Source organism: Elstera cyanobacteriorum (assembly GCF_002251735.1).
GTDB classification, from domain to species: Bacteria; Pseudomonadota; Alphaproteobacteria; order Elsterales; family Elsteraceae; genus Elstera; species Elstera cyanobacteriorum.
Genome location: NZ_NOXS01000030.1, coordinates 84600 through 101869, shown reverse-complemented (window position 1 = coordinate 101869; position 17270 = coordinate 84600). Strand labels below are relative to the sequence as shown.

The 17270-nt window shown below is 64.5% G+C and carries 19 protein-coding genes; 12 read left to right on the top strand and 7 right to left on the bottom strand.

Going from position 1 to position 17270, the window contains the following annotated elements; genetic code table 11:
- Positions 1-2: 2 nt before the first annotated feature.
- Complete coding sequence (locus CHR90_RS06395) at positions 3-371, bottom strand: YbaN family protein (protein ID WP_094408166.1); 369 nt, start codon at positions 369-371, stop codon at positions 3-5.
- A gap of 113 nt (positions 372-484) precedes the next feature.
- Between CHR90_RS06395 and CHR90_RS06390 the strand changes: the two genes are divergently transcribed.
- From CHR90_RS06390 to CHR90_RS06380, 3 genes are all read left to right on the top strand, one after another.
- Positions 485-2773, top strand: a complete 2289-nt coding sequence (locus CHR90_RS06390) for an ATP-dependent helicase (RefSeq protein WP_094408165.1) — start codon at positions 485-487, stop codon at positions 2771-2773.
- Between the two features lie 95 nt (positions 2774-2868).
- Positions 2869-3498, top strand: coding sequence for a hypothetical protein (locus tag CHR90_RS06385; RefSeq protein ID WP_094408164.1), 630 nt, complete (start codon positions 2869-2871; stop codon positions 3496-3498).
- A gap of 67 nt (positions 3499-3565) precedes the next feature.
- On the top strand, positions 3566-4444 hold the full coding sequence (locus CHR90_RS06380) for a 50S ribosomal protein L11 methyltransferase (protein ID WP_094408163.1): 879 nt from the start codon (positions 3566-3568) through the stop codon (positions 4442-4444).
- Here the strand turns inward: CHR90_RS06380 and CHR90_RS06375 are convergent, their stop codons facing one another.
- Positions 4445-4945 carry a winged helix-turn-helix transcriptional regulator gene (locus tag CHR90_RS06375; RefSeq protein WP_212668632.1) on the bottom strand — a complete coding sequence of 167 codons (501 nt, stop codon included), beginning with the start codon at positions 4943-4945 and terminating at the stop codon, positions 4445-4447. It lies immediately after the preceding gene.
- 102 nt (positions 4946-5047) lie between these two features.
- Between CHR90_RS06375 and CHR90_RS06370 the strand changes: the two genes are divergently transcribed.
- A complete protein-coding gene (locus tag CHR90_RS06370; protein WP_094408161.1) occupies positions 5048-5707 on the top strand; it encodes a glutathione S-transferase family protein in 660 nt (219 codons plus the stop codon).
- Positions 5708-5712: 5 nt separating this feature from the next.
- Here the strand turns inward: CHR90_RS06370 and CHR90_RS06365 are convergent, their stop codons facing one another.
- Positions 5713-6420: a response regulator transcription factor gene (locus tag CHR90_RS06365; protein WP_094408160.1), complete on the bottom strand. Its 708-nt coding sequence runs from the start codon at positions 6418-6420 to the stop codon at positions 5713-5715.
- A 74-nt stretch (positions 6421-6494) separates the two neighbouring features.
- Here CHR90_RS06365 and CHR90_RS06360 point away from each other — a divergent pair, with 74 nt between their 5' ends.
- The gene (locus tag CHR90_RS06360) at positions 6495-7388 is read left to right on the top strand and encodes a hypothetical protein (protein WP_141210893.1); all 894 of its coding nucleotides are present in this window, start codon (positions 6495-6497) and stop codon (positions 7386-7388) included.
- Positions 7389-7443: 55 nt separating this feature from the next.
- The gene (locus CHR90_RS06355) at positions 7444-8295 is read left to right on the top strand and encodes a protein-methionine-sulfoxide reductase heme-binding subunit MsrQ (RefSeq protein WP_229671572.1); all 852 of its coding nucleotides are present in this window, start codon (positions 7444-7446) and stop codon (positions 8293-8295) included.
- On the opposite strand, the gene CHR90_RS06350 is transcribed toward CHR90_RS06355, so the two are convergent.
- The 3 genes from CHR90_RS06350 to CHR90_RS06340 all read right to left on the bottom strand — a co-directional run bounded on the left by CHR90_RS06350 (position 8264) and on the right by CHR90_RS06340 (position 11176).
- Complete coding sequence (locus CHR90_RS06350) at positions 8264-9367, bottom strand: M48 family metallopeptidase (protein ID WP_141210892.1); 1104 nt, start codon at positions 9365-9367, stop codon at positions 8264-8266. The two genes, CHR90_RS06355 and CHR90_RS06350, sit on opposite strands and share 32 nt — an antisense overlap.
- Positions 9345-10538, bottom strand: coding sequence for a YjgN family protein (locus tag CHR90_RS06345; RefSeq protein WP_094408156.1), 1194 nt, complete (start codon positions 10536-10538; stop codon positions 9345-9347). Before CHR90_RS06345 ends, CHR90_RS06350 begins: the two co-directional genes overlap by 23 nt.
- Before the next feature lie 65 nt (positions 10539-10603).
- The gene (locus tag CHR90_RS06340) at positions 10604-11176 is read right to left on the bottom strand and encodes an RBBP9/YdeN family alpha/beta hydrolase (protein ID WP_094408155.1); all 573 of its coding nucleotides are present in this window, start codon (positions 11174-11176) and stop codon (positions 10604-10606) included.
- Positions 11177-11320: 144 nt separating this feature from the next.
- Between CHR90_RS06340 and rfaD the strand changes: the two genes are divergently transcribed.
- Genes rfaD through CHR90_RS06310 form a run of 6 tightly spaced genes read left to right on the top strand, consistent with a single transcriptional unit; the run spans position 11321 to position 16469 of the window.
- On the top strand, positions 11321-12307 hold the full coding sequence (gene rfaD, locus CHR90_RS06335; protein WP_094408154.1) for an ADP-glyceromanno-heptose 6-epimerase: 987 nt from the start codon (positions 11321-11323) through the stop codon (positions 12305-12307).
- A gap of 12 nt (positions 12308-12319) precedes the next feature.
- Positions 12320-13141, top strand: a complete 822-nt coding sequence (gene lgt, locus CHR90_RS06330; protein WP_094408153.1) for a prolipoprotein diacylglyceryl transferase — start codon at positions 12320-12322, stop codon at positions 13139-13141.
- A complete protein-coding gene (locus tag CHR90_RS06325) occupies positions 13138-14250 on the top strand; it encodes a class I SAM-dependent methyltransferase (RefSeq protein WP_094408152.1) in 1113 nt (370 codons plus the stop codon). Before lgt ends, CHR90_RS06325 begins: the two co-directional genes overlap by 4 nt.
- Positions 14251-14291: 41 nt before the next feature.
- A complete protein-coding gene (locus CHR90_RS06320) occupies positions 14292-14768 on the top strand; it encodes a GNAT family N-acetyltransferase (RefSeq protein ID WP_094408151.1) in 477 nt (158 codons plus the stop codon).
- The gene (gene pgeF / locus CHR90_RS06315; protein WP_094408150.1) at positions 14765-15553 is read left to right on the top strand and encodes a peptidoglycan editing factor PgeF; all 789 of its coding nucleotides are present in this window, start codon (positions 14765-14767) and stop codon (positions 15551-15553) included. The genes CHR90_RS06320 and pgeF overlap by 4 nt, the downstream gene beginning before the upstream one ends.
- 58 nt (positions 15554-15611) lie before the next feature.
- Positions 15612-16469 (top strand): hypothetical protein, encoded by an 858-nt coding sequence (locus CHR90_RS06310; protein ID WP_094408149.1) that lies wholly within the window; start codon positions 15612-15614, stop codon positions 16467-16469.
- A gap of 185 nt (positions 16470-16654) precedes the next feature.
- On the opposite strand, the gene CHR90_RS06305 is transcribed toward CHR90_RS06310, so the two are convergent.
- A complete protein-coding gene (locus CHR90_RS06305; protein WP_094408148.1) occupies positions 16655-17245 on the bottom strand; it encodes a pyridoxamine 5'-phosphate oxidase family protein in 591 nt (196 codons plus the stop codon).
- Positions 17246-17270: the final 25 nt, after the last annotated feature.

Sequence of the window (17270 nt, the reverse complement as noted above, 5' to 3'; positions counted from 1 at the left end):
CCTTAAAGCCGCTCCGTCTGCGGCAGCGGGCGGGTGGCGATGAAGAGGGCGACGGCGGCGAGCACGGCGACCTGGAGCGCGACAATCATCGGATCGACGCCGACCGCCCATGTCAGCACGGGGGTGGCCGCCATTGTCGCCAGCGCCAGCCGCTTGGCTTTGCGCCCAATGGCCCGCTGCTCCCGCCACGCTAGGATCGGCGGCCCGAGGTGACGGTGCCCCAGCAGCCAGGCTTCGAGGCGGGGAGAGCTCCGGGCAAAAGCAAAGGCCGCCAGCAGCAGAAACGGCGTCGTCGGCAGTAAGGGCAGCAGGATACCCGCGATGGCGAGAACCACCGCGACCCCGCCGAGACTGGCCCAAATGATCCGCATGCCGGTTTCCTTCTTGGCGTTTCTATCCCAGATTTAGACCTATTGCCCCGTAAGTCCAGAGGCGGAAGGCCGCTGTAGCCTTTCCGCCGTCCGTCCAGTATAGACAACGGATCATGAACGATTCCTTTGCCGATCTTCCCGAACCGGATGCCCCCGACGCGCCGCCAGCCTATCTGACCGGCCTTAATCCGCCGCAGCGCGCGGCGGTAGAGGCGACGGAAGGGCCGGTGCTGGTACTGGCGGGGGCGGGCACGGGCAAGACGCGGGTGCTGATCACGCGCCTCGCCCATTTGATCGTCACCCGCCGGGCGCAGCCCTGGCAGATTTTGGCCGTGACCTTCACCAATCGCGCGGCGCGAGAAATGCGGGAGCGCGTGGCCAATCTGATCGGCCCGGTGGCGCAGGATATTTGGCTCGGCACTTTCCACGCCCTCGCGGCGCGGTTGCTGCGACGCCATGCGGAACTTGTGGGCCTCAAAAGCAGCTTTACCATTCTCGATACCGACGATCAACTTCGCTTGCTGAAGCAAATTTTGCAGGCCAATTCGGTCGATGAGAAACGCTGGCCCGCCAAACTGCTGCTCGGCACTATCGAGCGTTGGAAGGACCGCGGGCTGACGCCGGAAAAATTGAAGCTGGATGATGGCGGGGAGCTGGCCGGCGGGCGGCTGGTTGATCTCTATCGCCAGTATCAGGAGCGGTTGAAGGTTCTCAATACCTGCGACTTCGGCGACCTGTTGCTGCATATGGTGACGATCTTCCAGCAGCACCCGGACGTGCTGGCCGAGTATCACCGCAAGTTCAAATATATTCTGGTCGATGAGTATCAGGATACAAACGTCGTCCAATACCTTTGGCTGCGGCTGCTGGCCCAGCAGAGCAAGAATATTTGCTGCGTTGGTGACGATGATCAGTCGATCTATGCGTGGCGCGGGGCGGAAATCGATAATATCCTGAAGTTCGATAAGGACTTCCCCGACGCGAAAGTGATCCGGCTGGAGCAAAACTACCGCTCCACCGCGCCGATCTTGGCGGCGGCGGGGCATTTGATCGCCCATAATGAAGGCCGTCTCGGCAAAACCCTCTGGACCGATCAAACGGGCGGGGCGCCGGTCAAAGTGCGCGGCGTCTGGGATGGGTCGGAAGAAGCGCGCGAGATTGGCGATGAGATCGAAGCCTTGCAGCGCGACGGCCAGTCGCTGGGCGATATGGCGATTCTGGTGCGCGCGGGCTTCCAAACCCGCGAGTTCGAAGAACGGCTGCTGACCCTCGGCGTGCCGTACCGCGTCATCGGCGGCCTGCGCTTCTATGAACGGGCGGAAGTGCGCGATGCCGTTGCCTATTTGCGCCTCATCGCCCAGCCCGACGATGATTTGGCTTTCGAGCGGATCGTCAATACCCCCAGGCGCGGCATCGGCGATGTTGCGTTGCAGACCCTGCACCGGGCGGCGCGCGCGGCGAACCTATCGCTGACCCTGGCGGCTTATGACGTGGTGACGACCGACGAGTTGAAACCGGCGGCGCGCAAGGCCGTGTCGCGCTTTCTGGCCGATTTCGACCGCTGGCGGCAGTTGGCGCAGGGCCTATCCGTCGCCGAACTGACCGAACAGGTGCTGGACGATTCGGGCTATACGGCCATGTGGCAGGCCGATAAATCGCCCGAAGCCCCGGGGCGGCTGGAAAACCTGAAGGAATTGGTGCGCGCGGTCGAAGAGTTCGAAACGCTGCCCGCGTTCCTGGAGCACGTCAGCCTCGTCACCGAACGGGCGGAGGAGAGCGGGCAGGCGCAGGTGACGCTGATGACCCTGCACGCTGCCAAAGGGCTGGAGTTCGATACGGTGTTTCTGCCGGGGTGGGAGGAAGGGGTCTTCCCCAATCAGCGCAGCCTGGATGAAACCGGGGCGCGCGGGCTGGAGGAAGAACGCCGCCTCGCCTATGTCGGCTTAACCCGCGCCCGGCAGCGCGCTTACGTCTTCCATGCCGCCAACCGGCGCATTCATAACCAATGGCAGTCGCTATTGCCGTCGCGCTTCATCACCGAATTGCCGGGCGATCAGATCGATCTATCGGCGGCGACCGGCCTTGCTGGAGCCTATCGTCGCCCAACGGTCGAAACCTATGGCGGCGCCAGTTTCGGTGGTTCGTCCTATGGCGGCGGCGAAACCAATGCCGAACGCTGGGCCGCACGCCGCGCCGCGCCCAGCCGGGGGCCGGTGATTGAAGGCAAGGCCGCGCGCCTCGTCTCGGGCTCAGCGCCGAAATTCACTGTCGGTGAAAGGGTTTTTCACCAGAAGTTCGGATCGGGGGTTGTGGAGGCTGCCGATGGCGATAAGTTGCAAGTCGCCTTCGAAGCTGCTGGAATTAAACACGTTATGGCTGCGTTTATCGAAAAAATGCGGTGATACTGGGTGTAAGATAGCAAGACCGTGCCGGATTCCGACTCTGTTAACAAATCTTGAGTCAGAATGTTCGGACTGCGGTGGGGGAGACACTCAGAATGATCGGTCGTCCACAAGCCAAGCCGGGGGCCGCCCGCGCAAAAGTGCGCGATAAGCGGCTGACCATGCCCAATCTGTTCATCGACCTGCGCGACAAGGTCTATAAAACCCGCGTTTGGGCGCCGGGGAAGTTTATCCTATCGGACTACGACGGGGGGCTTGGCACCGGCGACGATTTCACCGGTGTATTGAAAATTGGCGGTAGCCCAAAGGTCTTCCTGTTCGATGGCCACGCGGCGCGCGTCGATTTTATCAATAAGAAAATGGCGGCTTCCTTCGAGTTGCACTCGGCGGAAGGTAACGAGCTTTTGGCGAAATATTACGCGGTGAAGGAAAATAACCCCACCGCCGACCTGCCGCCGTTGCTCTTTAGCGTTGCGTATCGCACGGTTAACTGGTCGCTGTCGGGCTTTCTCATCGGCGAATACGGCGGTAAGCTGACCATCGGTCAGCAGTTTTCTGGCATGATCCGCCTCGATAAGACCAATAAAGCCGGGTTCTTCCGGGCGGAAGTGAAGCGCCATGTTCCCTCTGTCCGGGGGCTGGGTGCCCAGTTCCTCAGCCTGACGCCGGAGACCTTCGAAATGTTCGAAATCGCCATGAAGAAATCGGAAGCGGCAGGCGGGTAAAGACTTTTCCCGCGCCGCGATCCGCTTTAGGGTCCGCCCTACGATAGGTTAGGCGGCGAGGGCTGGAATGGCGCAGGAATATAAGATCACTCTGATCGTGAAGCAGGCGGCGGTGCAGCCCTTCGCCGATGCGCTGGACGAGATGGCGGTGGCGATTGCCGCCTTCGAAATCGTTCCCGGCGGCGATTGGCGGGTCGAAGCCTATGCCATCGAAGAACCGGATGCGGTGATTGTCGAAACCGCGCTGAAAGCGGCAGGCGACGCGCACGGCCTGACCGTGCCTAAGTTCGAGATCGAGGCCCTGCCGCAAACCGATTGGTTGGCGGAAAACCGCCGGGCCTTTCCGGCCCAGACTATCGGGCGGTTTTTCATCCACGGCTCGCACTTCGAAGGGTTGGCACCCTCTGGCTCAATCCCCTTGTTGCTCGATGCTGCGACGGCTTTCGGCTCGGGCGAGCATGAAACAACGCGCGGTTGCCTGATCGCCATCGACCGCATCGGCAAGGTCCGCCGCCCGAAAAAACCGCTGGATGTCGGCTGCGGGTCGGGGATTCTTGCCCTCGCCATGGCCAAACGCTACCGCCGTAAGGTCATCGCCTCCGACCTCGACCGCGAATCGGTGCGCGTCGCCCGGGAAAACATGCGCCTTAACCGCGAAGCCGGGTGGGTGCGGGTGGAACAGGGCGCGGGCTATCGCCTGCCGATCATCGGGCGCAACAAGCCCTTCGATCTGATCGTTGCCAATATTCTGGCGCGGCCGCTGTGCCAATTGTCGAAAGACCTGAAGCGGCACCTGTCGAAAGACGGCACCGTCATCCTGTCCGGCCTGCTGGAAAATCAGGAAACGATGGTGCTCGCCGCTCATCGCCGCCAAGGCCTGCGCCTCGTCAACCGCCAACGCCGCAAAGGCTGGAGCACGCTGACGCTGGCGGCGCGGCGGGCCTAGTCAGCCGTCGATCTTATCGGCGTCGGCCAGCTTTTCTGCGAAAGCTGCATTGAGTTCGGCCAAAACCTGGCGCGTCGGCTGTGGCGCGCCGAGGTGGCGGTGACGTAAGTCGTCCATGAGGGCTGCCCACAGCGGCGGCCCGCCCGTTTCTAAAATTTCTGCCCGCACCGAGAGCGCGACCGACGCGGGCGTATGCTGTCGCCCCCAGCCGCCCATCATCGCTAACAGCGGTACAAGTTGGATTGCCGGATCGGTCAGGCTGTAGCGCGTCTTTTGCTTATGGCTAGGATCGGCGGCTTTGGTCAGTAGCCCCGCTGCCGTTAACCGTTTTAGCCGGTCGGCCAGGATATTGGAGGCAATCCCCTCTTCCGACTGCGCCAGTAATGTTCGGAAGGAGCGGCGGTCACCGAACATCACGTCGCGGATGACGATCAGACTCCAGCGGTCTCCCAGCATTTCCAGGGTCAGATTAATTGGACAGCCTGACCGATGTGCATCCACGCGCCTACCTCCTGATTAAACTGATTGCGATATAAGAGCGGTTTCCGTAGGCTACAACCGGTTGCATTTCAAAACCGGTTCACTGCCCCTCGGGAGGCTTCAATGTCGCTGTCGCTTTTCGCCCATCCACTTTCGTCCTATTGCCAGAAGGTGCTGGTCGCCTTGTACGAGTTAGGGACGCCTTTCACCTTTCGCCAACTTGGCCCGGATCAGACCGATGCCGCCGCCGAGTTTGCCCGTCTTTGGCCACTCCAGCGGATGCCCGCTCTGGTGGACGGGGATCGGACGATCTGCGAATCGACCGTGATCATTGAGTATCTCGACCGGAATTATCCCGGTGCGGTCCGGTTAGTGCCGGAGGCGGAGGACGAGATGCTAGAAGCCCGCTTCCTCGACCGGGTTTTCGATAATTACATTCAAACGCCGCAGCAGAAGGTTGTGTTCGACGCGCTGCGCGGTGATCAGCCGCGCGACCCTGTGGGAGTTGCCCAAGCGCGGGCGTTACTTGAGCAGAGCTATGCGTGGTTGGATGACCGCTTAGCAGGGCGCCAATGGGCTATTGGGGACCGTTTTAGCCTTGCCGACTGCGCCGCCGCCCCCGCCCTCTTTTATGCCGATTGGACCCATCCCATCGACCCGGCATTCACTCGACTGTACGCCTATCGCGAGCGGCTGAAGGCCCGCCCGTCTTTCAAGCGGGCCATCGATGAAGCTCGGCCCTATCGCGGGCTCTTTCCGCTCGGTGCGCCGGACCGGGACTAGGGCGCTTACGCCCCCGTCGAGACCCGCCCGGCGAAGCGGTAGCCGTGGCCGCGTGCCGTTTCGATCAGCACGCCCGCATCCTCGCCCAGCTTTTTGCGCAAGCGGCTGACCAGAATATCAATACTGCGGGCGCTGGTTTCGCCTTCGGCGGTGCCGAGCGCTTCCATCAACTCCTCACGGGAATGCACACGGGTCGGGCGGCGCACCAGGGCTTGCAGTAGGTCGAACTCCGCCGGGGTCAGATCGACCGGCAGCCCATCCGGCCCGGTGACGATACGGGCGGAGGCATCGAGCGTGCAGCCGGCAAAGCGGAACAATGTGCCGCCCCCGGCCTCGCTTTCGCCCGGGCGGCGGCGGTCCAGTACATTGCGTACCCGCGCCAGCAGTTCGCGCGGGAAAACCGGCTTTGGCAGATAATCTTCCGCCCCCAGTTCCAGGCCCGAGGCGCGGTCGTCGGGTGCGCCGCGTTCCGATACGATGATAACGGGGCCGGAGTAGGCGGCGCGCAACTCGCGCACCAGCATCACGCCGCGCGCGTCTGGCAGGGTCAGATCGAGCAGGATCAGATCGATACGGGTCTTCGGCAGAATCCCCTGCGTCTGGGTCCAATCGACCGCCAGGGTGACGGTGTAGCCCGCTTTCCGCATCAAGGCGGCGAGCAAGGATCGAACCGCCTCGTCGTCCTCGACGATCAAAATATGCTCGCCCGCCACGATTTCCCCCTAATGTGTCATAAAATCCCCGTAGTTTCTTGGCAGAGGTTGCGCAACAGGTCAAACTTAGCGCGATGATTTTTATTCTTTTCGGTCTTACGGTCGCGGCAGCCGTCGGTTTGGGGGTGGGACTTTTGTCCCCGCGCCTCGTTCCCGTGCCGCCGCCCGCAACCCGCGCTCTAGTGGCGATGATCTACGGCAGCTTTCTGTTGGCCGGGAGCATCGCCCTCGGCGCGCTGACGCGCGACCTCTGGATGCCGCCGCGTCCGTCCGCCGTGGCAACGACGCTTGAACTGCCCCCAGCCCCTAAGCCGATACCTGCGCCAGAACCGCCGCCAAAGATCGAAGCGCCGCCGCCCGCGCCCGTTGCAGCCCCAGTTGCACCGCCGCCAGAGCCTGTGCCCGAAGCCAGCAGTCCGCCGGTAGGTCCGCCCCCCGATCCCGGCCCGCCGCCGGAGGCACCGACGCGCTTCGGTCCCTTGGCCCTGGGACAAAGCGCCGCCCACTGGCAGACGACCCTGACCGATCAAGGGCTGGTAACGGCGTGGGAACCCCAGACCGGCCCGCTGGGGCAAGCGGTTCTGGTCGGCAAAGGCAGCGGCCTTGGGGTTTTTGCTGAGGCGGAGGAGGATCGGCTGTACCGCGTGCAGGTGACTGCCGATCTGGGGGCGGCCCTGGCCGACCTTGGACCGGTGGCGCGCGATACGGCGCGGCTGCAACTCGGGCTGACGGCGCTTGCCCTCACGCCAATCTCACCGCAGCCGGACGAGCTGCGCCAAGCGGGGGATCGGGTCTGGCAGGCGCTGCTGACCCGGCTGCAAGAGGATCCTGCCCGGCGGCGCCTGTCGGAAACGCTGACGATTGCCGGGGCCAGCCTGCGCCTAACCCTGACCCAGGCGGGAAAGGCCAGCGCCCAACTTGCGGCCCGCGAGGGCGATCTCGACCCGCTGCTGGACGTGGGGCCGTAACTTTCCCCCGCGCGGCGGCGAACTCAACGGCAGAGAGATGGGAGGAGAGAGGCGCGTGGGCATCCCTTGGCGAACGCGGGACGGGCGGTTTTCCCCCTTTAAGCTAGCGGTTTTTCTGGCGCTCTTTTTGCCCGCCCTTTGGCTGGTATTCCGCGCTTTTGGCGGCGCGGGCGGGCTGGGGCCGCGCCCCTATATGGAGGCGATCCACCGCAGCGGCGATTGGGCCGTCCGTCTCTGGCTGATCTCCTTAGCGCTAACGCCTTTCCGGCACATGCTGCGCCTGCCCGCTTTGGCCCTGGTGCGGCGGATGATCGGGGTGGCGGTTTTCGCCTATGCCGCGCTGCATGTCACGCTCTACACCGTCGATCTCGCGGGCGATCTTGGCAAGGTTGCGTCGGAAATCTGGCTGCGCTTCTATCTCACGATTGGCTTTGTTGCGTTGCTTGGGCTGCTGGCACTGGCCGCGACCTCCACCGATGGCATGCTGCGCCGCCTCGGCGGGCGGGCATGGCGGGGGCTGCATCGGTTGACCTATCCGCTCGCCGCCCTCGCGCTCTGGCACTTCGGCCTGCAATCGAAGCTGGAGGTGAGCGAGCCGATGGTGATGATCGGCCTCACGCTCTGGGTGCTGCTGCTGCGCTGGCCCGCCGCGCGCACCGGCTGGGGCTTGGCGCTCAGCCTGCCGCTTGTGGTGCTGGCGACCGCAGGGATCGAAGCCGCTTGGTACGCCGTGCGCAGCGGGGCGCCGCTGACCGCGATCCTTGGGGCTAATCTCATGACCGGCCTCGGCCTGCGCCCGGCCCATTGGGTGGCCCTGCTGGTCGGGGCGGCAATCCTGCTGGTTGGACTGGCGCGCCTGCGCCCGGTGGCACCCGTTAGACGCCGCAGGCTTTCCGAAGTGCCGTAACGTCGGCTGGCGAATAGGTAAAGCCGATGGTCGCAAGACCGGGTTTTGGCAGTTCCGCGAGCGCCGCCACCCGTTCCGCCGTGTCGGGATGGGTGGAAAACCATTGCGGGACAAAGGCCATTTCAGTCTCGGGCAGCCGTTGCAGCGCCTCGCCCAACAGCGTCGGGGCGCGCCCAAGCGCCAAGAGATAGCGCGCGCCATCCCGGTCGGCCCGCCGTTCAATATCGCGATGATAGGCCAGAATCGGCATGATTTCCGCCAGGCTGGCGACAGTGCCGATACCGAAGAGCGTCTGGGCCGCCAAACTCCAGCCCATATGCTGGATCACCGCCGCCAACGGGTCGGCATGGGCCAGATGGGCGGCTTCATGGGCCAGAACGGCCAGAACCTGTTCGGGCGTTTGCAGGCGCTTTAACAGGCCGCGCGTCAGGATGATGCGGTTGCCGGGCAGGGCGAAAGCATTGGGCAGCGCGACCGGATAGACCCTGATCTGCGGCGGCGCGGGCAAATCCGCCGCAGTCGCCAGGGCTTCCGCCACCCGGGCTAGCACCGGCGTATCCTGCGTATCGGCGCAGGCGGCGGGGGGCATCGGTTTTTGCGCGAGCGCTTTCACAATCGCCGTTTCGGTCTCGTCGCCAAGATGCGCTTGCCAGCTTAGGGGGATGAGCGCGGCGCCCCAGGCGGCAAGCGGCGGCAGCAGAAAATAGAGCGCGGCAAGCCCGGCGACAATGCCGCCGAGCCAGCGGACCGTCGCCCGGCGTTCCTGTCGCTGTTTGGAGGTCGGGGCGGTCAACTGCGGCAGAAATGGGCGCAGCGCATCGAGATCGGTCAGCGCCGTCAGCCGGACTTGTTCCGCCTCGTGGATAAGCACGGCAACCCCGGCGCGGGCCGTTTGCTGGGCGCCATCCCGCAGACGAATGGCGGCGCACGGCCAGCGGGTCAGCGGCCCTGTATCGGTGGCCAGGATCAGCCCATCGCCCTCAACCGACAGCGTAACGGCGCGCTGGGCCGCCGTCACCCCATCGCTGTAGCGCCCGGTGGCACGGGGATCAGGCACCGAAATCGACCGCACTGAGCAACCCCTCCCCCCGTCCAGGGGTGGGCGCTATGCTCTGGCCAATCCCCTCAAGCTCAAGCGTGCCGGTGAGGTGGGTTGTCGCAACCAGGGCCGATGTGAACGGCGCCGTCCAGAAGCGCGCCCAGAGAGCCGAACCGACGGCCAGGGTCAGGAAGGGCGTCAGGATGACGCCCAAAACCGCGACTCCCCCCGAGACCGCTTTCGCAAGCATGCTAATGGCAATAATCAGCATCCCGCCCGGCACCAGGATCATGAACCCGGCCCCCAGCGCGATTATCACGGCCCGCCCAACGGTAAACTCTGACGATACGCGCAGGCCGCCGAGGCTAAGGCTCGACAGAACCGCCCGCAGCAGGCGGACGCGATAGATCAGATAGGTGATCACAGAGAGCATGGTTCCGACGAAAAAACCGATCAATGCCCCTCCGTTGCGTGCGGTCGCGAGCGAGGCCATTTGGTTTTCATCGGTCAACAGGCTGAGATCGCCCTGGGTTGCCGTCCAGACCGACCAGATTAACGAAGCGGTCGGCACAAAGAAGAAAACCCAGGCGAGATAATAGACCTTGCCAATCGTCGAGACTGTTAGGTCGCTGGAGAATCGCTGTGTACCGAAGAAGGAATGGTCCCAGAAGTACCGTTCCATATAGACCTGCCGGTAGGGTTCGGTCAGCCCAAGCGTGATGATACTCAGCAGCCCCAGGCCAAGGCTCTGCCAAAAAAACGGCTTCAGCGGCCCCGAAAAGGCGGCGCGGATACCACGCCATTCCGTTCGCGACAGTCGGTAGCGCCGGGCAAAAAACATCCCGAGCGGCGTTAGCATCAGGATCAGGCCGAGTTGCAGACCGCTGGCCAGCCAGGGATGACCCGCCGACCCCAGAATATTGACCGGGATGAACACGGCCATCAGCACCAATAGGGCGATGAAAGCGCCCTTGAACAGTTCGAACCCGGTGCCGGTATAGTGCAGCGGGTCGCCGTCGATCTGGATATTGGCCCAGAGATAGCGCCGAATGCGGGTTTTGGCCCAGAAGCTCCAAACCCCCAGCGTCAGCAGCGTCAGCAGACTATTCCTGAAAGCGATCCACCCCAGGGCGCCGCCCCGGATCGTGTGATGCAGCGCAAGGCCGGGCGGGGGCGGCAGGCTATCGGCGACGTCGAGACTCATGGGCTTCCCCGGCAGCGGTCAGTCGACCGAGGATAGCGAAGGGCGGCGGGTAAGGCGAGGGCGGTTTACAACCCTGCCCGGCCCAGCAACCGCCCGAGCAGCAGCAGGCCGGTCGGCCAGATGCCCAGATTGGCCGCATTGCCGATATGCCCAAGCTCCCCCACATCGGCGAAATCGGTCCCCCAGGCGGCGGCGCAGGCTTCGGAGCGCGCGAAGCTGACGCGCGGATCGTTGCGGCTGGCGACCACTAGGGTCGGGAAGGAGAGTTTTTCCATCGGCACCGGCGCAAAGGGACGCACCAGATCGAAGGATGGATCGGGGTTGCCAACGTCGGTGGCGGCGACCAGAAAGGCGGCGCGCACTTTCGCCAGTAGGTCGGCTTCGGCACGGGCGGCCCATTTGACCGTGGTGATCGTTGCCAGCGAATGGCCAATCAGCACCACCGGGCGCGGGGCAGCGCGGACGGCGGCATCGAGGCGGGCGATCCAATCGACGGGGTCGGGCGCGTCCCAATTGGCCTGCAAGACCCGGCTGGCGTTGGGAAACAGGCCCAGCCAATGGGTCTGCCAATGATCGGCGCCGGAATTTCCGCGCCCCGGCAGAAAGAGAAAATCGAAGGCGGTGCTGCCGAACGTCATCGGGGGATACTCCGTCGCAAAGAATAGCAACCCTAGTTAGAGACGGCGCCGCGCCCCCGGCAAGGGCTTTGCGTGCGCCTGCCACATTGCCGCCGGAAAGCGCCTCGCCTATAACCGGGGCAAGACTGAGGGAAGAGGTTGACTATGATCGTCGTCACCGGGGGGGCCGGGTTCATCGGCTCCAATCTGCTGCGCGGGCTGGAAGCGCGGGGGCTGCACGATCTTGTCGTCATCGACCGGCTGGGGACGGACGAAAAATGGCGCAATATCGCCAAACGCGAGTTGGCCGCCGTGGTGCCGCCCGAAGAATGTTTCGCCTTCCTCGATGCCCATGCGGCGGAAATCGACGTGATTTTTCACCTGGGCGCGATTTCCAGCACCACCGAAACCGATGCGGATCTGATCAACCAATCGAATTTCGCGCTGACGCTGAAACTGTTCGATTGGTGTGCGTGGCGCGGGGCGCGGCTGATCTACGCCTCCTCCGCCGCGACCTATGGCGATGGGGCGGCGGGGTTTGACGATGATGGCGGCCTTGATGCGCTCGCCAAGCTGGAGCCGCTGAACGCCTATGGCTGGTCGAAGCATGCCACCGACCGGCGCATCGCCCGGCTGGTGGAAAAGGGCGGGCCGCTGCCGCCGCAATGGGTGGGGCTGAAGTTTTTCAACGTCTATGGCCCGAACGAATACCATAAGGGCGGCCAGAAAAGCGTTGTCGCCCATATTCTGCCGCAGATCGAGGCGACCGGACGGGCGCGGTTGTTCAAATCCTACCACCCCGACTATGCCGATGGCGGGCAGTTGCGCGATTTCGTCTGGGTCGGCGATATCGTCGAGATCATGCTGTGGGCCTATGATCACCCGGCGGTTAGCGGATTGTTCAACGCGGGCAGCGGGCAGGCGCGCAGTTTTGCCGATTTGGCGAAGGCCGTCTTCGCGGCCCTCAACCGGGCGCCGGCGATCGAGTTTATCGACATGCCGGAAAGCCTGCGCCCGAAATATCAATATTTCACCGAGGCGCGCATGGATCGCCTGCGCGCTGCCGGGTATGATAAACCGCTGACGGCGCTGGAAGACGGCGTTGCCACCTATGTGCGGGATTATCTGCTGCGGGAAGACCCTTATGCCTGAGGATGCGGCACGATGAGCCTGATTGTTTTGCCTGCCCTGATGTTTCCGGCCATCGACCCGGTGGCGGTGGCTATCGGCCCGGTGGCGATTCGCTGGTATGCCCTGGCCTATATCGCCGGGATTATCCTGGGCTGGCGCTATATGATCGCCCTGGCGACTAAGGCGCCCAAGGTTGCGACCCGCACCGATATTGACGATTTCCTGACCTGGGCGACCCTGGGGGTCATCCTCGGGGGGCGCTTGGGCTATGTGCTGTTCTATAAGCCCAGCCAGTATATCCAGAACCCGGCAGAGATTTTTCAGGTCTGGAACGGCGGCATGGCCTTCCACGGTGGGGCGCTGGGGGTGATTATCGCCGCTATCCTCTTCACCCGCCGCCGCAAGATTCCGCTGCTGGCCTTCGGTGATCTACTGGTCGGCGTCGTGCCCATCGGCCTCGGTCTCGGGCGGATCGCGAATTTCCTCAATGGCGAACTATGGGGCCGGGTGACAGATGTGTCCTGGGGCATGATCTTCCCGACGGGCGGGCCGGACCCGCGCCACCCCAGCCAGCTTTATCAGGCGGCGTTGGAAGGTTTGCTGCTCTTCATCCTGCTGCGCGTGCTGGAGGTGAAGGGCTTCCGGGGGCGTCCCGGCTTCCTCAGCGGTGCTTTTTTGGCGGGCTATGGGGTTGCCCGTAGTATCGGCGAATTGTTCCGGCAGCCGGATTCTTTCCTCGGCTTCCTCGTCGCCGGGACGACGATGGGGCAGTGGCTGTCGCTGCCGATGATCCTGGTCGGTATCTGGCTAATGCTGCGGGCGAAACCTGCGGCTGCCCCGTCGCGAGCTGCATGAGCGAGACCCTAACCGAGATTCTGCGGCGGCGGCTCGAGCTGGGGCCGATCACGGTTGCCGATTATATGCGCCTTGCCCTCGGCCATCCGACGCGCGGCTATTACCGGACCCGCGACCCGCTGGGCGGCGCCCCCGGCGGCGCGCTTTCGGCCCCGGGCGGCGATTTCGTCACCGCGCCCGAATGCTCGCAGATGTTCGGTGAATTGCTCGGCCTCTGGTCGGCCCATGTCTGGGGGCTGCTCGGCCAGCCCGATCCGATCAATCTGGTCGAACTCGGGCCGGGACGCGGCACGCTGATGGCCGATGCGCTGCGGGCGGTGCGGCTGGTGGCGCCCGGCTTCCATGCCGCCGTGCGCGTTCATATGGTCGAAACCAGCCCAGTGCTGCGTGCCCGCCAAGCCAAAGCCCTGGAAGGCGAGCGGGTCGAGTGGCACGAGCGGATTACCGATCTGCCGCCCGGTCCCTTTCTGCTGCTGGCGAATGAGTTTCTTGACGCGCTGCCGATCCATCAATTGGTTAAGCACGACGGGGAATGGCGCGAACGACAGGTAGGCCTCTCGCCGCAGGGGGAGTTTACCTTTCTAACCGCGACCGCCGCCTCGCCACTTGCCCGCCTGCTGACCCCCGATGTTGCTGCCGCCCCGGACGCAAGTATTGCCGAAGTCTCCCCCGCGATTCGGGGGGCGGTGACGGCCATCGGCCGCCGTCTTGCCCATTACGGCGGCGCGGCGTTGCTGATCGACTATGGCTATGCCAAGCCCGCCGCCGGGGATTCCTTGCAGGCCGTGCGCCGTCATGAATATCACCCCGTGTTAAAAGACCCCGGCGAGGCCGATCTAACCGCCCACGTCGATTTCGAGGCGGTCGGGCAAGCCGCGCGGTTAACGGGCGTCGATGTGCATGGGCCGATTGAACAGGGCTTGTTCCTAACGCGGCTTGGCATCGTCGAGCGGGCAAAACGGCTGGTCCGCGACCTTGATCGCGCCCAAGCGCGCGAGATTGTAGAAGGCATGGACCGGCTGATCGCCCCGCAGCGCATGGGTAGCCTGTTCAAGGTCATCGGCCTTGGCCCTGCCGGTCTATCGGCTTTGCCGGGATTTCTCGGCTGATCGGTCTAGACAGCACCGTATAGGGTGCTAAAGATGCGCCCATGCACAGTTTCCGACCCGTTGCCCCGACCGACCTAACGCTGATCTGCCAGCATCGCGAAACCATGTTCCGGGAAGCCGGCTGGGATGAAATGGCGATTGGCGCGATGGCCGTGCCGTTCCGCGAGTGGCTGGCGCCGCGCCTGGCCGATGATCGCTATTTCGGCTTCATCGTCGAAGACCAAGGCCGCGCCGTTGGTGGTATCGGCTTGATGATCCTAACTTGGCCGCCGCATCCGTCGCATCCGCACGACGACCGGCGCGGCTATATCCTCAATCTCTACATCGATCCGGCCTACCGCCGGCGCGGGCTGGCGCGCGATCTGATGCAGCAAGCGCAAAGCGAACTGACCCGCCGGGGGCTTGCCTATGCAGTCTTGCATGCCACGTCGAATGGCCGGAAGCTCTATGAAAAAATCGGCTGGGCGGCGACCAGCGAAATGGCGCTGCCGCTCGTTTTCGATGGAATGCCTGCATGAGCCTTGCGCCCCTTACCGCTTCGCTGCTCGACCGTCCCGGCGTCCGCCACGGGTTTTTCACCCGTCAGGGCGGCGTTTCGACCGGGATTTACGCCAGCCTGAACGCCGGGTTCGGCTCGAAGGACGATCCGGCGGCGGTGGCGGAAAACCGCGACCGGGTGGCGAAATTTCTCGGCGCCAGCGGTGGGGCGCAGTTGGTGACGGGCTATCAGGTGCATAGCAAGGCGGTGGCAACGGTGACCGTGCCTTGGGCGCCCGGCGCGGCGCCACAGGTCGATGGGCTGGTGACGAAGCAGCGCGGCCTCGTGCTGGGCGTGCTTTCCGCCGATTGCGCGCCGCTGTTGTTCGCCGATGCCGACGCTGGGGTGATCGGCGCCTGTCACGCGGGCTGGCGCGGCGCCCTCGGTGGCGTGGCACAGGCGACGGTCGAAGCGATGGTCGCCCAAGGCGCGAAGCGCAACCGCATTGCGGCCGCCATCGGCCCCTGCATCGGCGCCGCCTCCTACGAAGTCTCGGACGAGTTTGTGGCAACCTTCATGGATGCCGATCCCGCCAATATGGATTTCTTCGAACCCGGCGCCCGCGACGGGCACGCGCAGTTCGACCTTGGCAATTACCTATTGCGCCAGCTCGAAAAACTGCGCCTGGGCGCGGCGGAACTGCTGGGGGCCGATACGCTGGCCGACCCGGATCGTTTTTTCAGCTATCGGCGGGAGACGCTGGCGAATGGCGGCGCGCCCGCCGACTATGGTCGCCTGATTTCCGCCATTTGCCTTCCCGAGTAAGGGGCATGCCCTATCTCTTTCAGTTTTTCGCCATCGCCGTGCTGCTGACGATCGCCGGATGTATCGCGTTTTAAGCCTCGCGGCCCTGGCGCTGCTCACGGCCTGCCAACCGCTGCCGCAACCCTTTCAGCCGACCGCGGCGGATAAGGGAAGCGTGGTGGCGCTGCTGCCGCAGGATACCCACGGGGTCGCCGTGCTGGAAGTCACCGGCCTGCCGACCGCGCTCAGCGGTCCCTTGCGCGCGGCGGTCGCGCAGGCGTTGCGCGATGAAGATATTCCCGCCGCCGTCGATATCGCCCATCGCGGGGCGATCCTGCTGCGCGGCGAAGCGACCTTGGTGCCGCTCTCCGCCCAGGAAGAAGAGCTGCAGATCACTTGGTTCCTGGTGCCGCCCGAAGGCGGGAGCGTCCGTAGCTTCCTGCGCCGCGACGCCCTGCCGCGCGGCCAGGCGCAGGCGCCGAGCGGCCCGCTGCTCGACCGCATGGCGCGCGGCGTCACCACGGCGCTGCTGCCGATGCTCAGCGCGGCGGCGAACGAGGCGCAGGGCGTGCGCGGCGTCACCATTTGGGGCATCGACGGTGCGCCGGGTGACGGGCGGGTGGCGCTGAAACGCTCGCTGGAGTTTATCCTGAAGGAAAACGGCGTCCGCGTCGTTGACGCCGAGACGGCGGAGGCGCTGGTCGTGACCGGCAATGTCACCCTCGGTAAGCCGATCAACGGCCAGCAGACCATTCAACTGCGCTGGGTCTTGCATCTGCCCGATGGGACGGAGCTTGGGACCGTCGAGCAGGAAAATCAGATCCCAGCGGGCAGCCTCGATAAAACCTGGGGCGAGGCGGCCTTGTTTGCCGCCGAAGGCGCCTTCGAAGGCTTGGCAGCGCTGTTGGAAAAAGCCCCGCCGATCTCCGCAAAATAAACAGGCTTATACCAAGGCTTGATGAGAAGACTCATCGAGCCTTGGCTCGGCGCGACTGCGCCGCGCGGCTCCTGACGTGCTTGGCACGTCAAACGTGCCGGGTGCCGCGGAAGGCAAGGGTTTCGGAGAAACCCGCCCGCCGCTTGAGGGCTGCGGTGATCGGTTCAGAGCACCGCAACTTGCTATTAAGGGGTTAGCCAGCCCATATGCGTTACGCTGCCGTCCGCTCCATAAGCAAAGCGGGCGCGGCGGTGGCCTTGCGCGGCGAGATAGAGCCAATCGAGCCCCGAGACCGTTAGCAGATAGGGCTGGAACACCGCCGCCTCCGCCTCCGCGGCAAAATCGGCAGCGGGGACGGCCTGGGGGCTGCTGGGGGCGCCGGTAACGGCATAGCAGAGCCGCCCGTGCCGATTGGTCGCGGCCCAAGCCGCGCGGCGTAGCTCATCCGGCGCCGGGGCGGCGGTCGCGTCCAGCCGTAGTTGGATCTTATGACCGGGATCATAGAACAGCACCTGGACGCGCGGGCAGGCTGCAAGTTCCGCCCCTTTCGGCGACCGCGCGTCGGTATGGAAGCGCAGCACGCGGGCTTTTGCGTCCACAGCGCGCAAAACGACCGTGCGCAGGCGCGGGCTGGGCAGACCGTCCGCGTCCATCCCCAGGCTGGCGAGTTGCATCAAGTGATAGGGGCTATGGCGATCGGCGGCGCCGCGCGCGATCAGCCGCCAGGCTTCGGCTTCGGTGAGCGTTAGATCATTATAGAAAGCCGGGGGTTCCATCGCGTCAGCCCTTTTTTGGGAATGC

Coding starts and splice junctions, on each gene's coding strand:
- CHR90_RS06325 (WP_094408152.1), top strand. CDS start 13,138: ATGAGCGAGACCCTAACCGAGATTCTGCGGCGGCGGCTCGAGCTGGGG.
- rfaD (WP_094408154.1), top strand. CDS start 11,321: ATGATCGTCGTCACCGGGGGGGCCGGGTTCATCGGCTCCAATCTGCTG.
- CHR90_RS06385 (WP_094408164.1), top strand. CDS start 2,869: ATGATCGGTCGTCCACAAGCCAAGCCGGGGGCCGCCCGCGCAAAAGTG.
- CHR90_RS06370 (WP_094408161.1), top strand. CDS start 5,048: ATGTCGCTGTCGCTTTTCGCCCATCCACTTTCGTCCTATTGCCAGAAG.
- CHR90_RS06380 (WP_094408163.1), top strand. CDS start 3,566: ATGGCGCAGGAATATAAGATCACTCTGATCGTGAAGCAGGCGGCGGTG.
- CHR90_RS06390 (WP_094408165.1), top strand. CDS start 485: ATGAACGATTCCTTTGCCGATCTTCCCGAACCGGATGCCCCCGACGCG.
- CHR90_RS06310 (WP_094408149.1), top strand. CDS start 15,612: ATGTATCGCGTTTTAAGCCTCGCGGCCCTGGCGCTGCTCACGGCCTGC.
- pgeF (WP_094408150.1), top strand. CDS start 14,765: ATGAGCCTTGCGCCCCTTACCGCTTCGCTGCTCGACCGTCCCGGCGTC.
- CHR90_RS06395 (WP_094408166.1), bottom strand. CDS start 371: ATGCGGATCATTTGGGCCAGTCTCGGCGGGGTCGCGGTGGTTCTCGCC.
- lgt (WP_094408153.1), top strand. CDS start 12,320: ATGAGCCTGATTGTTTTGCCTGCCCTGATGTTTCCGGCCATCGACCCG.
- CHR90_RS06320 (WP_094408151.1), top strand. CDS start 14,292: ATGCACAGTTTCCGACCCGTTGCCCCGACCGACCTAACGCTGATCTGC.
- CHR90_RS06345 (WP_094408156.1), bottom strand. CDS start 10,538: ATGAGTCTCGACGTCGCCGATAGCCTGCCGCCCCCGCCCGGCCTTGCG.
- CHR90_RS06340 (WP_094408155.1), bottom strand. CDS start 11,176: ATGACGTTCGGCAGCACCGCCTTCGATTTTCTCTTTCTGCCGGGGCGC.
- CHR90_RS06360 (WP_141210893.1), top strand. CDS start 6,495: ATGATTTTTATTCTTTTCGGTCTTACGGTCGCGGCAGCCGTCGGTTTG.
- CHR90_RS06305 (WP_094408148.1), bottom strand. CDS start 17,245: ATGGAACCCCCGGCTTTCTATAATGATCTAACGCTCACCGAAGCCGAA.